Genomic DNA, 17,846 nt, shown 5'->3' with positions numbered 1-17,846 from the left:
GACATACAATCCGCTCTTGTTGATCGAACGTCCGCATCTCGATATATGTCCGAACCCCTTCTGCCCCCGATTCCCGACGTGCACGACCTCGTCAGCGAGCTGCTGCTGGGGATGCGCCTGAGCGGCGTCCAGTACCGCCGCATCCAGGTCGCGCGGCCGTTCGGGCTGAATTTCGGCCATGCGCCGGGCCGCGCGCAGTTCCATTTCGTCGTGCGCGGGCCCGTGCTGCTGCGCGACGCGTCGGGCGAGACGATGCGGCTCGAGGCCGGCGACGCGATCCTGCTGCCGCACGGCGGCATGCACGCGCTGGTGTCCGATCCGGATGTGCCGTGCCGCGAGATCAACGGCTTCGAGGTCGCGAAGATCTGCGATACGGTCGCGTCGGTGGCGTCGGCCGGCGTCTCGCCCGCGACCTGCGCGACGACGGAGCCCGGCGCCGGCGACGCGCTGATCTTCAGCGCGTGCATGGAACTCGATCTCGGCGGCATGCAGCCGCTGGTCGGCACGATGCCGAAGTTCATGCACGTGGGCACGCTGCTCGCGCGCTACCCGGAAATCCGCCCGATGCTCGACGCGATGGAGCGCGAAGCGTGCACGGCGCGCGCAGGCTTCGCGGGCATCCTCGCGCGGCTCGCGGACGTGGTCGCGGCGTTCATCGTGCGCGGCTGGGTCGAATGCGGATGCGGCGATGCGACCGGCTGGGTGCAGGCGCTGCGCGAGCCGAAGCTCGGCCGCGCGATCGTCGCGCTGCATCGCGACCCGGGCCGCAACTGGAGCGTCGCGGAGCTCGCGACCGAAGCGGGCGTGTCGCGCTCGGTGTTCGCCGAACGCTTCCTCGCGGCGACCGGGATGACGCCCGTGCGCTACCTGACCGAGCTGCGGATGCGGCTCGCCGCGCAGTGGATCGCGCGCGACCGCGAAGCGATCGAAGCGGTCGCGTACCGGCTCGGCTACGGTTCGCTCGCCGCGTTCAGCCGCGCGTTCAAGCGCGTGGTCGGCAAGCCGCCGGGCGCCGTGCGCGCGGACGGCGACGTGCACGCCGAAGCGTAACGCCCGACGCGCCAACGCGCGCCGCCGGCGCCGCCCCGCGCGGCATCACTTCAACGTGTCGAGCCTGTCGACCAGCGCCGTCGCGCACTGCACGGCGAGCGCCGCGCACTGCTCCACATCGACTGCCGCGCCGGTCGCAATCGTGCCCTGCACGATCCGGCCCAGCAATTCCTTCGAGAGTTCGGCGATCTCGTGATCCCGCTCGGTCATGATGTCCTCCTGCGCGTCGGCAATTGCGGTCATTCACCCGTTCGGAGCGAATGCCGTGCCCGCGCCGCTCAACGTGGCTTCGCCCGCACGACGATCTGCGCCTGCGTGTCGCGCTCGATGCGCTCGAGCGACGTGCGCAGCGCGACAAACTCGTCCGGCGTGCACACCTGCCGGCCGAAATCCGCCTTCATCCGCCGCGTGACCTGCACGACCCGCGCGGCCGCATCGAACACGTAATGCGACGTGAAGTCGACGAAACGGTCGTGCACCGCCGCATCGGCCGGCAGGTCGGTCACGGCGACGCCCGCCGGCAGCGCGATCTGGCCGGTCTCGTCGAACGCGCCGCCGACGCAGCCCCACGGCTGCGTGCGCACGGGCTCGGCCAGCCAGGTCTCGACCTGCGTCGCGATGCCCCCGGTGAGGCTCGACAGCGCGGGCAATGCAGTCGTGCCGTCCGGCCAAACGACATGATCGAGCGTGCCGGTCACGGTCACGTCGAACGGCCCGTCGGTCACGCGCCGGTCGCTGGTCGACAGTTGCGCGCGGCCGCGCAGGCCGCTTTGCCGCAGGCGCTCGTTCGCCAGTTGCGCGATGCGGTCCCGCGACGCGCGGCGAAACAGGTTGCGTTCGAGTTCGGCGGTCCAGCCGTCGTCCTCGACATAAGCGTGAACACGCGCGGCGCCGGGCTGCGCGGCATCGATCGCGATGCGCGCGGTGCGGACGCGCGGCTGCGTGGCCGGCGTGCGTGACAGCACGCCGCTATCGACCAGCAGCGCGGGGCGATCCATCACGATCGGCGGCAGGTAGCCGAACGCGATGCCGGCCGTCGTCGTATCCGCATAGAGCGCGAGATCGGGCAGCCACGTGATCGCATGATTGATCGCGCCGCCGCCGTAGCCGGGCACCGACGGCAGCGTGTACACGGCGCCGAGATTGATCAGCACCGGTTCGCTGCGAATGCCGACCGCCGCGAGCAACGCGCCGAACAGCGCGACATGATCCTTGCAGTCGCCGTAGCGGTTGCGCAGGATGTCGGTCACGCGATGCGGCGCGGCAGCCGTTTCGCCGAGAAACAGCCCGACGTAGCGCACGTTCGCCTGCACCCAGTCGTACAGGATGCGCGCCTTGTCGCGCGGATCGGCGGCATTCGCCGTGAGCGCACGCGCCAGTTGCACGACCGCAGAATCGTTCGCGCTCGGGTCGACGGCTGCGTTGCGGTAGCGCGCGGCGAACGCCGCGTAGTCGGGCAGCGTCGACACGACGAGCCGGTCGCCGTAGGTCGGGTAGCCGACCGCGCCGCTCTCGATGCGATCGTATGCGCCATGCCGGTAGTCGAATTCGTAGCGCGTGCGGCCGTTCGCCGTGACGGGCGGCAGCGCGACGTAGCCGCGCGCATCCGCATACAGCGGCAGGTCGGCCGGCACGTCGAAGATCAGCCGCTGGCTGTCGACCGGCTCGCGCGACGGCTCGACGGTGTAGCCGAAATAGCCGCGATTGACCGGCTTCGTGCGGGTCTTGCGGAACGCGACGCGGGTGCTCGACCCGGCTTCGACGCCGGGGAACACGACGGTGCGCAGCAGCCCGTCCTGGAACGTCGGCGCGCCGGCCGAGCGCGGCTCCTGCACGTCGCGGATGCCGTCCGCGCCGACCGGATGCGCGACGCCGTCGCGGTCGATCGTCTCGGCCGCGAGCAACTCCACTTTCTCGAGATTCTTGTCGAACCACACGTAGCGTTGCGCGACCGCGTCGATGCCGTTCGCGTCGTTCGCGCGCAGCGTCGAATCGTCGTGCTCGTCGAGCGAACCGTCGTGCTGGATCACGAATTCGTGGACGTCGCTGACGAGGGTCACGGGCGCTGCATCGCCGGCATCGACCGTATCGGCTGCGGCCGACCGCACGGCCGCGACGACGCCGAATGCGACGGCGCACGCAAACGCAAAACCGGTCGGTCGGGAAAGAAAACGCACCACGTCACGCTCGTTTCGGAACATGGCGGCAACACACCGGCACGGACGATCCGCGCCGCGCTCACGCGCGCCTGTCGCGCGCCGCCTTGCAGCCCAGTGTGGGTGACGCATCGGCGAGCGTCAAGCGACGCGCGATTGACCGCTGGCGCAACCTATAATCAAATCAGGTCACATTGCGTGCGCGATCTCGCCAGGACAAGCGCCGTCTCGACGAACGCGGCGTGCCCGACATGGGCAAGGAGGCATCATGGCCGTGATCAACAGCGATTTCGAAACCGGCTTCCTCGTGGTGCTGTTCACGCTGCTGGGCGTGATCCTGTTCGGCGCGCTGCTGACGAAGCTGCATCTCGGGCGGTGGCATCCGAAACTGATCGGCGCCGCGATCGGCGCGCTCATCGGTATCCTGCTGGTCGAAGCCGTGCCGATGCTGACGTGACGGTGATCCGCCGCGCACGGCGGGATGCGCGGCGCGGCCTTCATTCATCCGATCAAATGCCGCGCAGGCCCGCTCATCCGATCCGTGAGGTCGGACACCAACGCCCGCGCGCCGGCGGCTTCATCCCCGCAGGCTGACCGCAACCGCGGCGCTCACCCGGAGCGCAATCTCCTTCCAATCGGAGGCGACATGGTGGAACACGACCTCGTCTCGATCCTCGTGCTGCTTGCGGTGCTCATGCTAGCCGTGCTGTTCTTCGCGGAAGGGCGCAGCCGCAACCGGATTCGCGGCCAGTTGCAGCGCAAGTCCGCACGGCGGCCGCGCTCGCATACGCATCGTCATCCGTAACGCGCCGACGCAGTGCGCCGCACGGAAGGCCGGCCGTCATGCGCGCGTCGTTCGAGCGTACGACGCGAGACCGCCGGCGGAGGTTCGACCCGCAGCGGGCGCGACAAAAAACCGCGTGCGATCCCGCCGCGGATCGCTACCCGACATTCATCGGCAGCAGCACCATCTGCTTGCCCTCGACATGCAGGCGCGCCTGCAACTCGACCGGCGTTTGGTTGTGCAGCCAAGCGGTCAGGAAGTTCACTCGCCGGAAGATCAGCTTGCTCGCGAAGCACACCGCGTTCGGATACTCGTCGAGCGTCGCCGACGCGAGATTCATGAACTCGACGACGGGGTTCGTGCCGAAGGCGATCCGGTAGTCGGCGGCGATGCCGTTGCGGCGGCAGTGCGCAACATAGTAATCGAGCGATTCGGTGATCGTGTGACGCAGCCGTTCGAGATGTTCGTGCCCGTCGTATGCCTTTGCATCGACCTCGCCGACGGCGAGAAAGATCACGTTGCGGAAATGCCCGGGGAACAGCCGGTTGACCCACAGCAATGCGTGCATGCTCGCACCGCGGTGCTTGCCGACCAGCAGCACGGCCGTCGGCTGCGACGGATCGGGCTTGCCCGGCGCGGTGGCCTCGTCCACGACGGACGGCTTGCCGGAGAACAGTTCGTCCTCCTTCGCGAGCCGGGCGCGCGTATCCGCGTAGTGGCGGTTGATCACGAAACACAGCGCGATCACCGCGCTCGTCACGGGCACCGTGAGCCAGCCGCCCGCGGTGAACTTCTCGATCAGCGTGATGACGAGCACCGTCGCCGTCACGCTCAGCCCGAGCACGGACAGGAAGAAGTGCTTGAACCAGCCCGGCTCGCGGCGATGACGCAATCAGTACGCGCACAGCCCCAGCAGCGACAGGCTGAAGGTGAGGAACACGTTGATGCTGTAGAGCACGACGAGCACGTCGACGCTACCGTGCGTCCACAACAGGATCAGCAGGCTCGACAGCCCGACGACGACGATGCCGTTCTGCCGCACGAGGCGCGTCGACAGGTCGCGGATGGCGTGGCACCCACGAATCCGACGCCATGTTCGACAGCACCGTCGGGCCGTCGAGGAAACCCGTCTGCGCGCCGACCAGCAGCAGCCCGGCTTCGAACGCGAGCACGGCTGCCAGCAATGCATGACGCGCGAACGCCGAGCCGAGCCCGAGATGGTCGATCACGCTGTCGAACACGACCGCGTTGAGCGTCTGGCCGTCGACGGGCCGCGCGTGCCACAGCATGTACAGCAGGATGATGCCGCCGGCCGTGAACGCGAGCGACGTCGACATGTACCACATCGTGACCTTGCCGTTCGGCACGCGCGGATCGGCGAGCATGTTCACGTTGTTCGACACGGCTTCGAGGCCCGTATAAGTGCCGCCGCCGAGCGAGAACGCGCGCATCAGCAACGCTGAGCATCACGAACAGGCCGAGCGACTGCGACATCCCGTGCGCCTCGTGCGCCGCGTCGGGCACGACCATCGCGAGGCTGCTGCCGTGCACGGCGACGCCATACACGATCAGCCCGAAGTGGAGGATAACGACGAAGATCGGCAGCATCACCATGATCGATTCGCGCATCCCGCGGAAGTTGAGCCCCGTCATCAACAGGATCAGCACGATCTCGGTCGTGAGCTTGAACGCCTGCGCGCCGACCGGCAGCAGCGGCGTCACTGCGATCGCATGCCGCGTGCGCGGATCCAGCGGATCCAGCGGTTTTCCGACCAGCAACTGCCACACCTTCTGGAAGGTGGTCATGGTCTGCTCCCGAGGCGCCGGGTGCGCGCAGCGTGACCCTGCAAAGCTAATCGATGCGCCGGTGCAGCGCCAGTCCGCACATTCCATAGGCCGCGCCCGGCAGGCCGACGCCGCTTTCAGCGCGTAAGCGAACGGCGCCGGCGATCGTACGCCGGACCGGCTGCCCGCACCGACGTGTGCCCGCGACCGTATCCCTGCCCCGCCCGTCGTGATCCGGCAAACCGGCCGCCGCCCCACTCGCGCCGCTTCGTCGCCCGTCGCCGCGCACCACGTCCGCCGAACGCAGCCCTCGCCCACGTCCCCGTCGTGCGTTGTTCCCCGCATTTCGACTTTTGTGCGCGCGCAACAATGGCGATGCCTCGCGCCAGGCGCCATGCAGGCAACCCGATTCCCGCATGGCGCCTGGCGCGGCGCGCTTTAAAAATCACATCTCACGAGGACATACCATGCAACTCCAATCTCATCCGGCATGCCGCCCGTTTTACGAAGCCGGCGAACTCTCGCAACTGACCGCCTTCTACGAAGAAGGCCGTAATGTCATGTGGATGATGCTGCGATCGGAGCCGCGGCCGTGCTTCAACCAACAACTCGTCACCGACATCATCCATCTCGCGCGCGTCGCACGCGACTCGGGCCTCACGTTCGACTTCTGGGTGACGGGCTCGCTCGTCCCCGAGCTGTTCAACGTCGGCGGCGACCTGAGCTTCTTCGTCGACGCGATCCGCAGCGGCCGGCGCGACCAGCTGATGGCCTACGCGCGCTCGTGCATCGACGGCGTGTACGAGATCTACACGGGCTTCGGCACCGGCGCGATCTCGATCGCGATGGTCGAGGGCAGCGCGCTCGGCGGCGGCTTCGAGGCCGCGCTCGCGCATCACTACGTGCTCGCGCAGAAGGGCGTGAAACTCGGGTTCCCCGAGATCGCGTTCAACCTGTTCCCGGGCATGGGCGGCTATTCGCTGGTCGCGCGCAAGACGAACCGCGGCCTCGCGGAATCGCTGATCGCGACCGGCGAAGCGCATGCGGCCGAGTGGTACGAAGACCAGGGGCTGATCGACGAGACGTTCGACGCCGGTGATGCGTATCTGGCGACGCGCACCTTCATCGACGTGGTGAAGCCCAAGCTGAACGGCATCCGTGCGATGCTGCGCGCCCGCGATCGCGTGTTCCAGCTGTCGCGCTCGGAGCTGATGGACATCACGGAAGCGTGGGTGCATGCGGCGTTCACGATCGAGCCGAAGGACCTCGCATACATGGAACGCCTGGTGATGCTGCAGAACCGGCGCGTGTCGAAACTGCGCACGGTGTAATGCGACGGGCGCCGCCGACGGCCGGCGGCGCCTTGTTCCGGAACGAGCTCAGGCGATCAGCCTGAGCTTTCTCGTCTCCGCGAGCCACGCCTCGAACGCCTGCACCGGCATCGGCCGCGCGTAGTAGTAGCCCTGCGCGTAATCGACGTCGAGCTGCTTGAGGAATTCGGCTTCCGCATGCGTTTCGACGCCTTCGGCGACCACCGCGAAATTCAGCGCCTTCGCGAGCGACACGACCGAGCGCACCAGCGCCTGCGAGCGCGGATTGCGGTCGATGGCCGTGATGAAGGTGCGATCGAGCTTGATCGCGTCGAGCGGCAGGCGCGACAACTGCGACAGCGACGAATAGCCGGTGCCGAAATCGTCGAGATGGATCTCCGCGCCGAGCTGGCGGAACTGCCGCATCAGCCCGATGGCCGCCTCCTCGTCCTCGATGAAGCAGCTCTCGGTCAGCTCGATGTCGAGCAGGCCGGGCTTCAGCCCCGCGCCGTCGAGAATCGACGCGAACTGGTGCACGATGTTCATGTCCTGCAACTGCCGCGCGGACACGTTCACCGCGATCCGGATGCCGAGCCCCTTCGCCTTCCATGCGGCGGCCTGCGCGGCCGCGGTGCGCATCACCCAGCGCCCGAGCGGCGCAATCAGCCCCGACTCTTCCGCGAAGCGGATGAACTCGATCGGCGCGACGAGCCCGCGATCGGGCGACTGCCAGCGGATCAGCGCCTCGACGCCGTGCACGTCGCCCGTCGCGATATCGACGACCGGCTGATAGTGCAGCACGAACTGCTCCTCCTCGAGCGCCTTGCGCAGGTTCGTGTCGAGCCACATGTACTTCGCGACCTTCTGGTTCATCTCCAGCGAGAACACGCGATACGTATGCTTGCCCTCTTCCTTCGCGACGTACATCGCGGTGTCGGCGCTGCGGATCAGCGTCTCGAGCGAATCGCCGTGCAGCGGATACATCGCGATGCCGATCGAACAGCTCGTGTAGACCTCCATCAGCCCGAGATGGATCGGCGTGCGCAGCCGTTCGAGGATGATCTGCGCGGTCGCTTCGAGCAACGGCCGCGTGCTGTGTTCGAACAGCACGAGGAATTCGTCGCCGCCGAGCCGCGAGAGCGTCGCGCCGGACGGCAGGCAGCCGCTGATGATCGCCGACACGTCCTGCAACAGGCGGTCGCCGGTGATGTGCCCGTAGTGATCGTTGACGCGCTTGAAGTTGTCGAGATCGAGGAACAGGATGCCGACCTGGCCGCGCGCCTGCTCGCTCTCCTGGGCGATCGCCGTATGGATGCGCTCGCTGATCGCGTGGCGGTTCGGCAAGCCGGTGAGCACGTCGGTGTTCGCGAGCTCGGTGAGCCGCTGCTGCGCGTGGCGCTCCTCGGTGATGTCGATGCCCGAGCAGATCAGGAACTGCTCTTCGACGCCGCTGCCGCTCTGCACGAACTTGTTGCGGAACTGGAACAGGCGCGGCCCGTTGACCGTGTTGATGTAGCGCTCGACCGCGAACGAGTGGTTGCTCGCGAAGAAGCCCGTGATGTTGCTGCGCGACTGCGCGCCCTGCTCGGGGCTCATGAACAGCTCGAACGCGCTGCGGCCGATCACGTCGACCTCACGCTTGCCCGTCACTTCCTCGCACAGGCGGTTGAAGCGCTGCACCATCCCGTTACGATCGAGGATCACGACGAGCGAATTCACTTCGGACACGACCTGCTCGGCGAACGCGAGCCCGTGCGACAGGTCGCCGGCGACGGACTCGGTATCGGAATAGGCGGACGCCGTGCCGGCCCAGTCGACCGTATTGACCTTCCTGCCGACGAGATGGAGGCTGACCGGGTTGCCGAACAGCACGATCTCGAGCACGACGTGCGACGTGACGCCGGTCAGCGCGCGGATGCGCGCGGCCTGCTCGACCGTCAGCGCGATCGCGACGTTGGTCAGGCCGCGGACCGCGGCCAGTTCGAGCGCGTTGCTGTCGCTGCCGAGACGCCAGCAGGGGCTGCGCGTACCGACATGCGCCTCGAGCACCGCGCTATCGTTTTCGTCATCCATGGACACGCCCCGATCCAAAAAAAACGCACAGTGTAGACGGAGGCGAGCAGGCCCACCGCCTTCCCGGGCCGCGCAGTGCGCGTGCCCGGCAGGGCGGCCGTGATGCCGTGACAGCGAGCCTCGCCCCGTACTCGTTTGCAGCTGATGCGGCCGGCGTTCGCGCGTGATGCGCGCAGGTTCTGCCTTACGAATGATGAGAGCCATCTTATCAAATGACAATGAAGATTGGGACTCACATTTAGAGAAGAGTGTCAAGGAATCGGGACTCGATTGGCAAGCGGGATTTTTCATGATTGGCCGCTTGCGAATGGGTGGATGACGCGGTGCGCATCGGGGGCGGCGTGCCGGGCCGGGAGCCCCGCCGGGCGGGCGTTCGAGGCCGATCCATGGATATGGGGGCCCGATCTTCGGCGAGACCGTGGCGGCAGGGTCGAATCGCATGCCGCGATCCGGTTTCCCGCCATTTTTGATTCTGTTCGTGCGTGAATGCGCGGCTTTATTCCACAGTTCGTTGCAATATCCTCCACCCGCACCCCCGGCACCCGGCGCGGGGCGTCCGCGCCGGGTGCACGGCTCAGCCTGCCGCGCCGTAGCCGCCGCCGCCCGGCGTCTCGACGACGAACACGTCGCCCGGCGCCATCTGCGCGCGGCCGATGTGGTCGAGCGCCTCGACGGTGCCGTCCGCCCGCTCGATCGTGTTGCGGCCGAGCGCGCCGGCTTCGCCGCCCGCCGCGCCGAACGGCGCGTGGATCCGGTTGTTCGACAGGATCGACGCGGTCATCGGCTCGAGGAAGCGGATCCGCCGCACCGCGCCGTCGCCGCCGCGCCAGCGGCCGCCGCCGCCCGAGCCGGCGCGGATCCGGTGCGAATCGAGCCGCACCGGGTAGCGCCATTCGAGCACCTCCGGATCGGTGAGCCGCGAGTTCGTCATGTGCGTCTGCACCGCGCCGACGCCCGCGAAGCCGTCGCCCGCGCCACTGCCGCCCGCGATCGTCTCGTAGTACTGGTATTGATCGTTACCGAATGTGAAGTTGTTCATCGTCCCCTGGCTCGACGCGACGCAGCCGAGCGCGCCGTACAGCGCGTTGGTGATCGCCGACGACGTCTCGACGTTGCCCGACACGACGGCCGCCGGATACTCGGGGTTCAGCATCGAACGGGCCGGCACGATCACGGTCAGCGGCTTCAGGCAGCCGGCGTTCAGCGGAATGTCGTCGCCGACCAGCGTGCGGAACACGTACAGCACCGCGGCCATGCAGACGGCCTTCGGCGCGTTGAAGTTGTTGTCGAGCTGCGCGGACGTGCCGGTGAAATCGATCTCCGCGCACCGCGCCGCGCGGTCGACGCGGATCGCAACGCGAATCTCCGCGCCGTTGTCGAGCGGGTAGCGGTACGCGCCGTCCTGCAGCGCGCCGATCACGCGCCGCACGGCTTCTTCCGCGTTGTCCTGCACGTGCCCCATGAACGCGAGCACGACGTCGCGGCCGAACTGCGCGACCATCCGGCGCAACTCGTCGACGCCCTTCTGGTTCGCGGCGACCTGCGCGCGCAGGTCGGCCATGTTCTGCTCGACGTTGCGCGCCGGGTAGCGGCCGGATGCCAGCAGCGCGCGCGTGTCGGCATCGCGCAGCACGCCGGCCGACACGAGCTGCCAGTTGTCGATCAGCACGCCTTCCTCGTCGATATGGGTCGAATCCGGCGGCATCGAGCCCGGCGTCGTGCCGCCGATATCCGCGTGGTGGCCGCGCGAGCCGACGTAGAACAGCGGCGCGTCGGAGCCGTCCGCGAACACCGGCGTGATGACCGTCACGTCCGGCAGGTGCGTGCCGCCGTGATACGGGTCGTTCAGCATGAACACGTCGCCGTCGCGCATGCGGCCGCGGTTGCGCTCGATCACCGTGCGGATGCTTTCGCCCATCGAGCCGAGGTGCACGGGCATGTGCGGCGCGTTCGCGATCAGGTTGCCGTCGCCGTCGAAGATCGCGCACGAGAAGTCGAGCCGCTCCTTGATGTTCACCGAATACGCGGTGTTCTGCAGCCGCAGCCCCATCTGCTCGGCGATCGACATGAACAGGTTGTTGAAGATCTCGAGCCGCACCGGATCGGCGTCGGTGCCGAGCGAACGGCGCGTCGGCAGCGGCGTCGTGCGCGTCAGCACGAGGTTGCCCTGGGCGGTCATCGCGGCGCGCCAGCCGGGCTCGACGACGGTCGTGCCGTTCTGCTCCGCGACGATCGCCGGGCCGTCGATCGCGTCGCCGGCGCGCAGCGTGTCGCGCACGTACAGCGCCGCGTCGTGCCACTGGCCGCCGGAATAAAAGCGCACGGCCGTGTGCGCTTGCGGCGCCGCGCCTTCCCCGCGCGGCGCGAGCGGCGCGAGGTCGACCGGCGCGTCCGAGCGGCCGATCGCCTCGACCGACGCCAGCTCGGCGACGAGCGGCGTGCCGGGCATCAGGAACGCGTAGCGCTGCCGGTACGCGGCCTCGAACGCCTGCTGCATCGCGGCGACGCTGCCGGCCGGCACGTCGAGCGCCGAATCGGTGCCCTGGTAGCGCAGGTGCACGCGCCGCTCGGTCGCGATCCGCTGCGGCGGCACGCCCTGTTCGAGCAGCGCGCCGATGGCCTCGTCGGCCAGCCGGTCGAGCGCCGCGTTCAGCGCCGGCAGCGACGCGTCGGTCAGCACGGCCTCGACCGCGCGCTCGCGCATCGCGGTCTGGTCGGCGAGGCCCATCCCGTACGCGGACAGCACGCCCGCGAGCGGATGCGCGAACACCTGCGTCATCCCGAGCGCATCGGCCACGCCGCACGCGTGCTGGCCGCCCGCGCCGCCGAACGTCGTCAGCACGTAGCGCGACACGTCGTGGCCGCGCTGCACGGAAATCTTCTTGATCGCGTTCGCCATGCTGCCGATCGCGATCTCCAGGAACCCTTCGGCGAGCGCCTCGGGCGTCTCGCGCCGCCCGGTCGCCGCGTGAATTTCATCGGCGAGCGCCGCGAACTTCGCGACCACGCCGTCGCGGTCGAGCGGCTGGTCCGCATGCGGACCGAACACGCGCGGGAAATGATCGGGCTGGATCTTGCCGAGCATCACGTTGCAGTCGGTCACCGTCAGCGGGCCGCCGCGCCGATACGCGGCCGGCCCCGGGTTCGCGCCGGCCGATTCGGGCCCCACGCGCAGCCGCGCGCCGTCGAAGCCGAGCACCGAGCCGCCGCCGGCCGCGACCGTGTGGATGCTCATCATCGGCGCGCGCATCCGCACGCCGGCCACCTGCGTCTCGAATGCGCGCTCGAATTCACCGTTGTAGTGCGACACGTCGGTCGACGTGCCGCCCATGTCGAAGCCGATCACCTGACCGAAGCCGGCCGCGCGCGCCGCGCGCACCATCCCGACGATGCCGCCGGCCGGGCCCGACAGGATCGCGTCCTTGCCCTGGAACGCATCGGCGCGCGTGAGGCCGCCGCTGCTCTGCATGAACTGCAGGTTCACGCCCGGCATCTCGTGCGCGACCTGCTCGACATAGCGGCGCAGGATCGGCGACAGGTATGCGTCGACCACGGTCGTATCGCCGCGGGACACCATCTTCATCAGCGGCGACACCTCGTGCGACACCGACACCTGCGTGAAGCCGATGCGGCGCGCGAGTTCGGCCAGCGCGCGTTCGTGCGCGGTATGGCGGTAGCCGTGGATCAGCACGATCGCGAGCGCACGCACGCCGCTGTCGAACACGCGGCGCAACGATGCTTCGGCACCCCGAACATCGAGCGGCACGACCACGTCGCCATGCGCGCCGACGCGCTCGTCGATCTCGACGACCGTTTCGTACAGCGCGTCGGGCAGCACGATGTCGAGATCGAACAGGCGCGGCCGGTTCTGGTACGCGATGCGCAGCACGTCGCGAAAGCCGCGCGTCGTCGCGAGCGCGGTGCGTTCGCCCTTGCGTTCGAGCAGCGCGTTGGTCGCGACCGTGGTGCCCATCTTCACCATGTCGACGCGTGCAGGCGTGATCGGCTCGCCTGCCGCGAGGCCGAGCAGGTGGCGGATGCCGGCCACGGCCGCGTCGCGGTACTGCTCGGGGTTCTCCGACAGCAGCTTGTGCGTGACGAGCGTGCCGTCGGGCCGCCGCGCGACGATGTCGGTGAAGGTGCCGCCGCGGTCGATCCAGAATTGCCAGCGCGCGGCGTCGGAGGGAACGGGGGAAAGGTGTCGGTCAGTCATGATGTCGGGTCGATGCGTCGTTGATTCGAGGGACGAGCGCCGCCGCACGGCGCGCGTCGCGCGCCGTGTCACGGTGTCGATGAAAGGGGAAGAAAAACGCAGGGCCGGCCGGCCGCTGCCGTCGGTCAGGCGGCGTCGAGTTCGCGGCCGCGGGTCTCGGGCAGCGTCAGCGCGGCGACGATCACCACGCCGTACGCGGCGACCGCGAAGATGCCGATGCTCGTGCCGAGCCCGTACTGCTTGGACAGCGCGCCGATCAGGAACGGGAACAGCGCGCCGATCGCGCGGCCCACGTTGTAGCAGAAGCCCTGGCCGGAACCGCGCACGCGGGTCGGGAACAGCTCGGTGAGAAACGCGCCCATCCCCGAGAAAATGCCCGATGCGAAGAAGCCGAGCGGGAAGCCGAGCCACAGCATCGACGCGTTGGTCAGGTTCAGCGACGTGTACGCGAACGCGATCACCATCGAGCCGACCGCGAACAGGATGAAGTTCGGCTTGCGGCCGAGGCGATCGGTCAGGTACGCGCTCGTCAGGTAGCCGACCCACGAGCCGAAGATGATCATCGCGAGATAGCCGCCGGTGCCCATCACCGTCAGGTGCCGTTCGGTCTTCAGGAAGGTCGGCAGCCACGTCGTGATCGCGTAGTAGCCGCCCTGCGCGCCGGTCGTCAGGAGCGCCGCGCGCAGCGTCGTCGTGATCAGCTTCGGCGCGAAGATCTCGGTGAGGCGCGGCGCATCGGCCACTTTCGCCTGCGCGGCCTTCTCCTTCTCGTAGACGTCCGGCTCCTTCACGTAGCGGCGGATCGCGACGACCAGCAGCGCGGGCGCGAGCCCGACGAGGAACAGCGCGCGCCACGCCTGCTCGGCCGGCAGCACCGAGAACAGCAGCGCATACAGCAGCGCGCACAGCCCCCAGCCGATCGCCCAGCCCGACTGCACGAGGCCGACCGCCCTGCCGCGGTCGCGCGCGCGAATCACTTCGCCGATCAGCACCGCGCCGGCCGTCCATTCGCCGCCGAAGCCGAAGCCCATCAGCGCACGCGCCGCGACCAGTTGATGGTAGTTCTGCGCGAGCCCGCACAGCGCGGTGAACACCGCGAACCACAGCACCGTGAGCTGCAGCGTGCGCACGCGGCCGATCCGGTCGGACAGGATGCCGGCGAGCCAGCCGCCGAGCGCCGACGCGAGCAGCGTGACCGTGCCGATGAAGCCTGCGTCGGCGAGCGAGATGCCCCAGGTCGCGACGAGCGTCGGGATCACGAACGACAGCATCTGCGTGTCCATTCCGTCGAGCATGTAGCCGACCTTGCAGCTCCAGAATGCGCGGCGCTCGCGCGGCTGCGCATCCGCGTACCACGAGAACAGGCCGCTGCGCTCGCGGCTCGCGGGCTCGGCGGCGCTCGCCGCGAGGGTCTTGCTTTCCATGGTGGTGCTCCTGTCGTGATGCGTCGTCAAATGGCGTGGGGTGCGGTGTGTCGCAGGTGTGTCGCGTACGGGGCGGTCGGCCGGTCAGAACACGGCCAGCGACGCGTTCGTGATGTCGGTCATCAGCATGTGGCCGGGCGTATGCGCGATCGCGATCGGCAGCTTCGCGTCCATCAGCGCGGTTTGCGGCGTCACGCCGCACGCCCAGAACACCGGCAGCTCGCCGTCGCGGATCGTCACCGCGTCGCCGAATTCGGGCGCGTTCAGATCCTCGATGCCCAGTTCCCGCGGGTGGCCGATATGGACCGGCGCGCCGTGCACGCCCGGGAACCGGCTCGTGATCTGCACCGCGCGGATCGCGTCGGCGCCGCGCAGCGGCCGCATCGACACGACCAGCTGGCCGCCGAAGACGCCCGCGCGGCGGTTCGCGATCGACGTACGGTACATCGGCACGTTGCGCCCCTCTTCGACGTGGCGCAGCCCGATCCCTTCGCGGGCGAGCATGTCCTCGAACGAGAACGAGCAGCCGATCGCAAATACGACGAAATCGTCGCGCCACAGCGCTTCGAGCGACTCGACGCGCTCGGTCAGGCGGCCGTCCCTATATACGTTGTAGCTCGGCACGTCGGTGCGGATGTCGAGATCCTCGCCGAGCGCGTCGATCCGGAACGCGCCCGGTTCGCCGACGCCCAGCAGCGGGCAGGCCTTCGGGTTGGCCTGGCAGAAGCGCAGGAAATCGTGCGCGTACGCGTCGGGCAGGATCGCCAGGTTCGCCTGGGCAAACGGGCCGCAATGGCCGGCGGTCGGGCCGCGGAACGCGCCGCGGCGCACGGACTGGCGGAATTCGGAAGGCGTCATGATGGTCGGTCAGAGAATCGGGATGGCGTGGCGATGACGGTGGTGTGTCATCGGATACGGCGAAGCATAGAAAGGAAAAAATTTTGTCGCCAACGAGTTTTTTTGCGTCTGTTGTATAGAATTTCTTAACGGATCCGCGGGTTTTCCCCGGTCCCGTTCATTTTTCGTCGCCGGCAAGCTGCGCATCCACTGCTCGCCCGACCGCCATGAACACGCGTTTTCTCGAAACCTTCGTCACGCTCGCGAAGCTGCGCAACTTCCGCACGACCGCGGCGGCGCTGCATGCGACGCCTGCCGCGATCTCGCAGCGCCTGAAGGCGCTCGAGGACGAACTGCACACTGTCCTCGTCGATCGCGACAGCCGCGGGTTCCGGCTCACGCCGAACGGCGAATACCTGCTCGGCTATGCGAAAGCCGTGGTCGAGGCGACGCAGGAACTGCAGGCCGCCGCATCCGGCGAGCGTGCGCTACGCGGCAAGCTGCGGCTCGGCGTGATCGAGACGGTCGTGCACAGCTGGCTGCCGCACTATATGCGGCGGCTCGCGGCCGACTATCCGCAATTGGAAATCGACCTGACCGTCGACGTCAGCGTCGTGCTGCAGCGTCGGCTGATGGCCGGCGAGCTCGACCTGATCATCCGCGTGGAAGGCAGCGACGAGGCGTCGGTCGTGTGCGACGCGCTCGCGAACTACCCGGTGCGCTGGGTCGCGCGCGCGGGGCTGCTGCCGAACACGCGCACCGGCCTCGCGCGGCAGGTGCTGCGCCAGCCAATCCTCACCTACGGGCGCGGCACCGCGCCCCACCGCGCGCTGGAGGACATCGTCCGCACGCTCGCGCACGCGCACGGCGTGCCGCTGTCGGAAACGCGCATCACCGGGTCGCCGTCGATCTCGGTGATCGTGCAACTGGTGCGCGACGGCTTCGGCGTCGCCGCGATTCCGGTGCTGTTCGTCGACGCGCTGATCGAAAGCGGCGAAGTCGTCGAGTTGCCGCTGCAGCCGTCGCCGCCGTCGATCGTCGTGTCGATGTCGCGGCGGGCCGACGCGCCGCGGTTCGTGCATGGCGCGTCGATCGCGGCGCGGGCGGCGTGTCACGAGTATTGCGAGAAGAGCACGCGGTTGCTGGTCGAAGCGCTTTGACTTCGCAGCGGTGAACCACGTGCGTTCGACATCGCCGCGCGAATCGCCCACAATCGCGTTCGGCGCATCGCCACGTCGGCGCCGCGCTTCGTGAATGAAGGCCGGGCCGTCCGGCATTCGTCGCTTCGCATGACCGTGCACGACAGGAAGGCAACATGCAGATTCGCTCCGCTTCGCCCCGCCTGAACCTCGCGCGCGTCGTGATCATCGCGCTGTATGCCGCGTCGCTGCTGCTGCCCGTTGCGGCCGAACCGCCGAATGCGGCCGGCGCGGTGAGCTGGTGGCACGGCTACACGGTGCTCGCGCTCGGCGGGCTCGCGATCCTCGACCTGCAATTCGCGTGGCTCGGCAACCCGCTGTTCGTCGTCGCGCTGCTCAGGCCGAGCCGTACCGCGTCGGCGCTGCTCGCCGTGGTCGTGGTCTTTGCGCTCGGGTGGCATACGATCCCGACCGACGCGAACTATGAAACGATCCGCACGTTCGGGGCCGGATACTACTTATGGATCGCGGCGATGGTGGGTGCCGCCGCGCTGCCGTGGATCGACGGGCGCGGGCGGCAGGACGGCGTGGCGCCGAGCCTTGCCGTCGGTGCCGTGGATGGGGTCGTACCGACCGGCGCGGGCACAGGCGCCGGCAGCCCGGCCCGGCCAAATGCCGCGCCGGCATCGGCCCGACCGTTTACCCGGCAGAGCGGCTGGACCGTGACGGCAACCGATACGCGCATCGCGTCGACCGACCAGACCGGGACGACGCGCGGCATCGCGCTGTCCGACCTCGGCGCGATCCTGATCGAAACCAGCGACCACGGGCCATTCGTGTCGGATGTCTGGTGGGTGCTGTTCGATACGAACAAGCAGTTCGCGTGCGGATTCCCGCAGGACGCACACGGCGCGAAGGCGGCGGTCGACCGGCTGCTCGACCTGCCCGGCATCGATCACCGCAAGGTCATCGACGCGCAGACGTCGGTCGAGAACGCGACGTTCCCGATCTGGGAGCGCGCGGCGGGCAAGCCGGCCGCCGCCGGAGAAGCCGGGGCGGCTGCCTGACCGGCAAC

At 68.6% G+C, this 17,846-nt stretch carries 12 protein-coding genes and 1 pseudogene; 6 read left to right on the top strand and 7 right to left on the bottom strand.

Annotated elements, in window-relative coordinates; genetic code table 11:
- Positions 1–45 precede the first annotated feature (45 nt).
- The gene (locus HWX03_RS00485) at positions 46–1,050 is read left to right on the top strand and encodes an AraC family transcriptional regulator (protein ID WP_175869855.1); all 1,005 of its coding nucleotides are present in this window, start codon (positions 46–48) and stop codon (positions 1,048–1,050) included.
- Positions 1,051–1,095: 45 nt separating this feature from the next.
- Here the strand turns inward: HWX03_RS00485 and HWX03_RS00480 are convergent, their stop codons facing one another.
- Entirely contained in the window at positions 1,096–1,293 is a 198-nt protein-coding gene (locus HWX03_RS00480) for a hypothetical protein (RefSeq protein WP_175869781.1), read from the bottom strand.
- Positions 1,294–1,328: 35 nt separating this feature from the next.
- Complete coding sequence (locus HWX03_RS00475; protein WP_244132547.1) at positions 1,329–3,251, bottom strand: DUF3857 domain-containing protein; 1,923 nt, start codon at positions 3,249–3,251, stop codon at positions 1,329–1,331.
- Positions 3,252–3,474: 223 nt separating this feature from the next.
- Between HWX03_RS00475 and HWX03_RS00470 the strand changes: the two genes are divergently transcribed.
- Complete coding sequence (locus HWX03_RS00470; RefSeq protein ID WP_069250820.1) at positions 3,475–3,663, top strand: hypothetical protein; 189 nt, start codon at positions 3,475–3,477, stop codon at positions 3,661–3,663.
- Positions 3,664–3,852: 189 nt separating this feature from the next.
- Positions 3,853–4,011 (top strand): hypothetical protein, encoded by a 159-nt coding sequence (locus tag HWX03_RS00465; protein ID WP_174429243.1) that lies wholly within the window; start codon positions 3,853–3,855, stop codon positions 4,009–4,011.
- A 136-nt stretch (positions 4,012–4,147) separates the two neighbouring features.
- On the opposite strand, the pseudogene HWX03_RS00460 reads toward HWX03_RS00465, so the two are convergent.
- Positions 4,148–5,796 (bottom strand): annotated as a pseudogene (locus HWX03_RS00460) (amino acid transporter).
- Between the two features lie 446 nt (positions 5,797–6,242).
- Here HWX03_RS00460 and HWX03_RS00455 point away from each other — a divergent pair.
- Positions 6,243–7,106 carry a crotonase/enoyl-CoA hydratase family protein gene (locus tag HWX03_RS00455; RefSeq protein ID WP_175869853.1) on the top strand — a complete coding sequence of 288 codons (864 nt, stop codon included), beginning with the start codon at positions 6,243–6,245 and terminating at the stop codon, positions 7,104–7,106.
- Positions 7,107–7,154: 48 nt separating this feature from the next.
- Here HWX03_RS00455 and pdeR read toward each other — a convergent pair whose 3' ends face one another.
- From pdeR to HWX03_RS00435, 4 genes are all read right to left on the bottom strand, one after another.
- Entirely contained in the window at positions 7,155–9,158 is a 2,004-nt protein-coding gene (pdeR, locus tag HWX03_RS00450; protein WP_174429322.1) for a cyclic di-GMP phosphodiesterase, read from the bottom strand.
- 574 nt (positions 9,159–9,732) lie between these two features.
- Positions 9,733–13,371: a hydantoinase B/oxoprolinase family protein gene (locus HWX03_RS00445; RefSeq protein WP_175869852.1), complete on the bottom strand. Its 3,639-nt coding sequence runs from the start codon at positions 13,369–13,371 to the stop codon at positions 9,733–9,735.
- Between the two features lie 125 nt (positions 13,372–13,496).
- Complete coding sequence (locus HWX03_RS00440) at positions 13,497–14,795, bottom strand: MFS transporter (RefSeq protein ID WP_174429324.1); 1,299 nt, start codon at positions 14,793–14,795, stop codon at positions 13,497–13,499.
- An 84-nt stretch (positions 14,796–14,879) separates the two neighbouring features.
- Positions 14,880–15,653: a putative hydro-lyase gene (locus tag HWX03_RS00435; protein ID WP_175869851.1), complete on the bottom strand. Its 774-nt coding sequence runs from the start codon at positions 15,651–15,653 to the stop codon at positions 14,880–14,882.
- A gap of 206 nt (positions 15,654–15,859) precedes the next feature.
- Between HWX03_RS00435 and HWX03_RS00430 the strand changes: the two genes are divergently transcribed.
- Positions 15,860–16,792 carry a LysR family transcriptional regulator gene (locus tag HWX03_RS00430; protein WP_175818918.1) on the top strand — a complete coding sequence of 311 codons (933 nt, stop codon included), beginning with the start codon at positions 15,860–15,862 and terminating at the stop codon, positions 16,790–16,792.
- Positions 16,793–16,947: 155 nt separating this feature from the next.
- Positions 16,948–17,838 (top strand): hypothetical protein, encoded by an 891-nt coding sequence (locus HWX03_RS00425; protein WP_175869850.1) that lies wholly within the window; start codon positions 16,948–16,950, stop codon positions 17,836–17,838.
- The last annotated feature ends 8 nt before the right edge of the window (positions 17,839–17,846 follow it).

The sequence above is a fragment of the Burkholderia sp. BCC0397 genome (genome assembly GCF_902832865.1).
GTDB lineage: Bacteria > Pseudomonadota > Gammaproteobacteria > Burkholderiales > Burkholderiaceae > Burkholderia.
The sequence above is the reverse complement of the archived record's forward strand: the minus strand, read 5'-3'. Positions and strand labels throughout refer to the sequence as shown.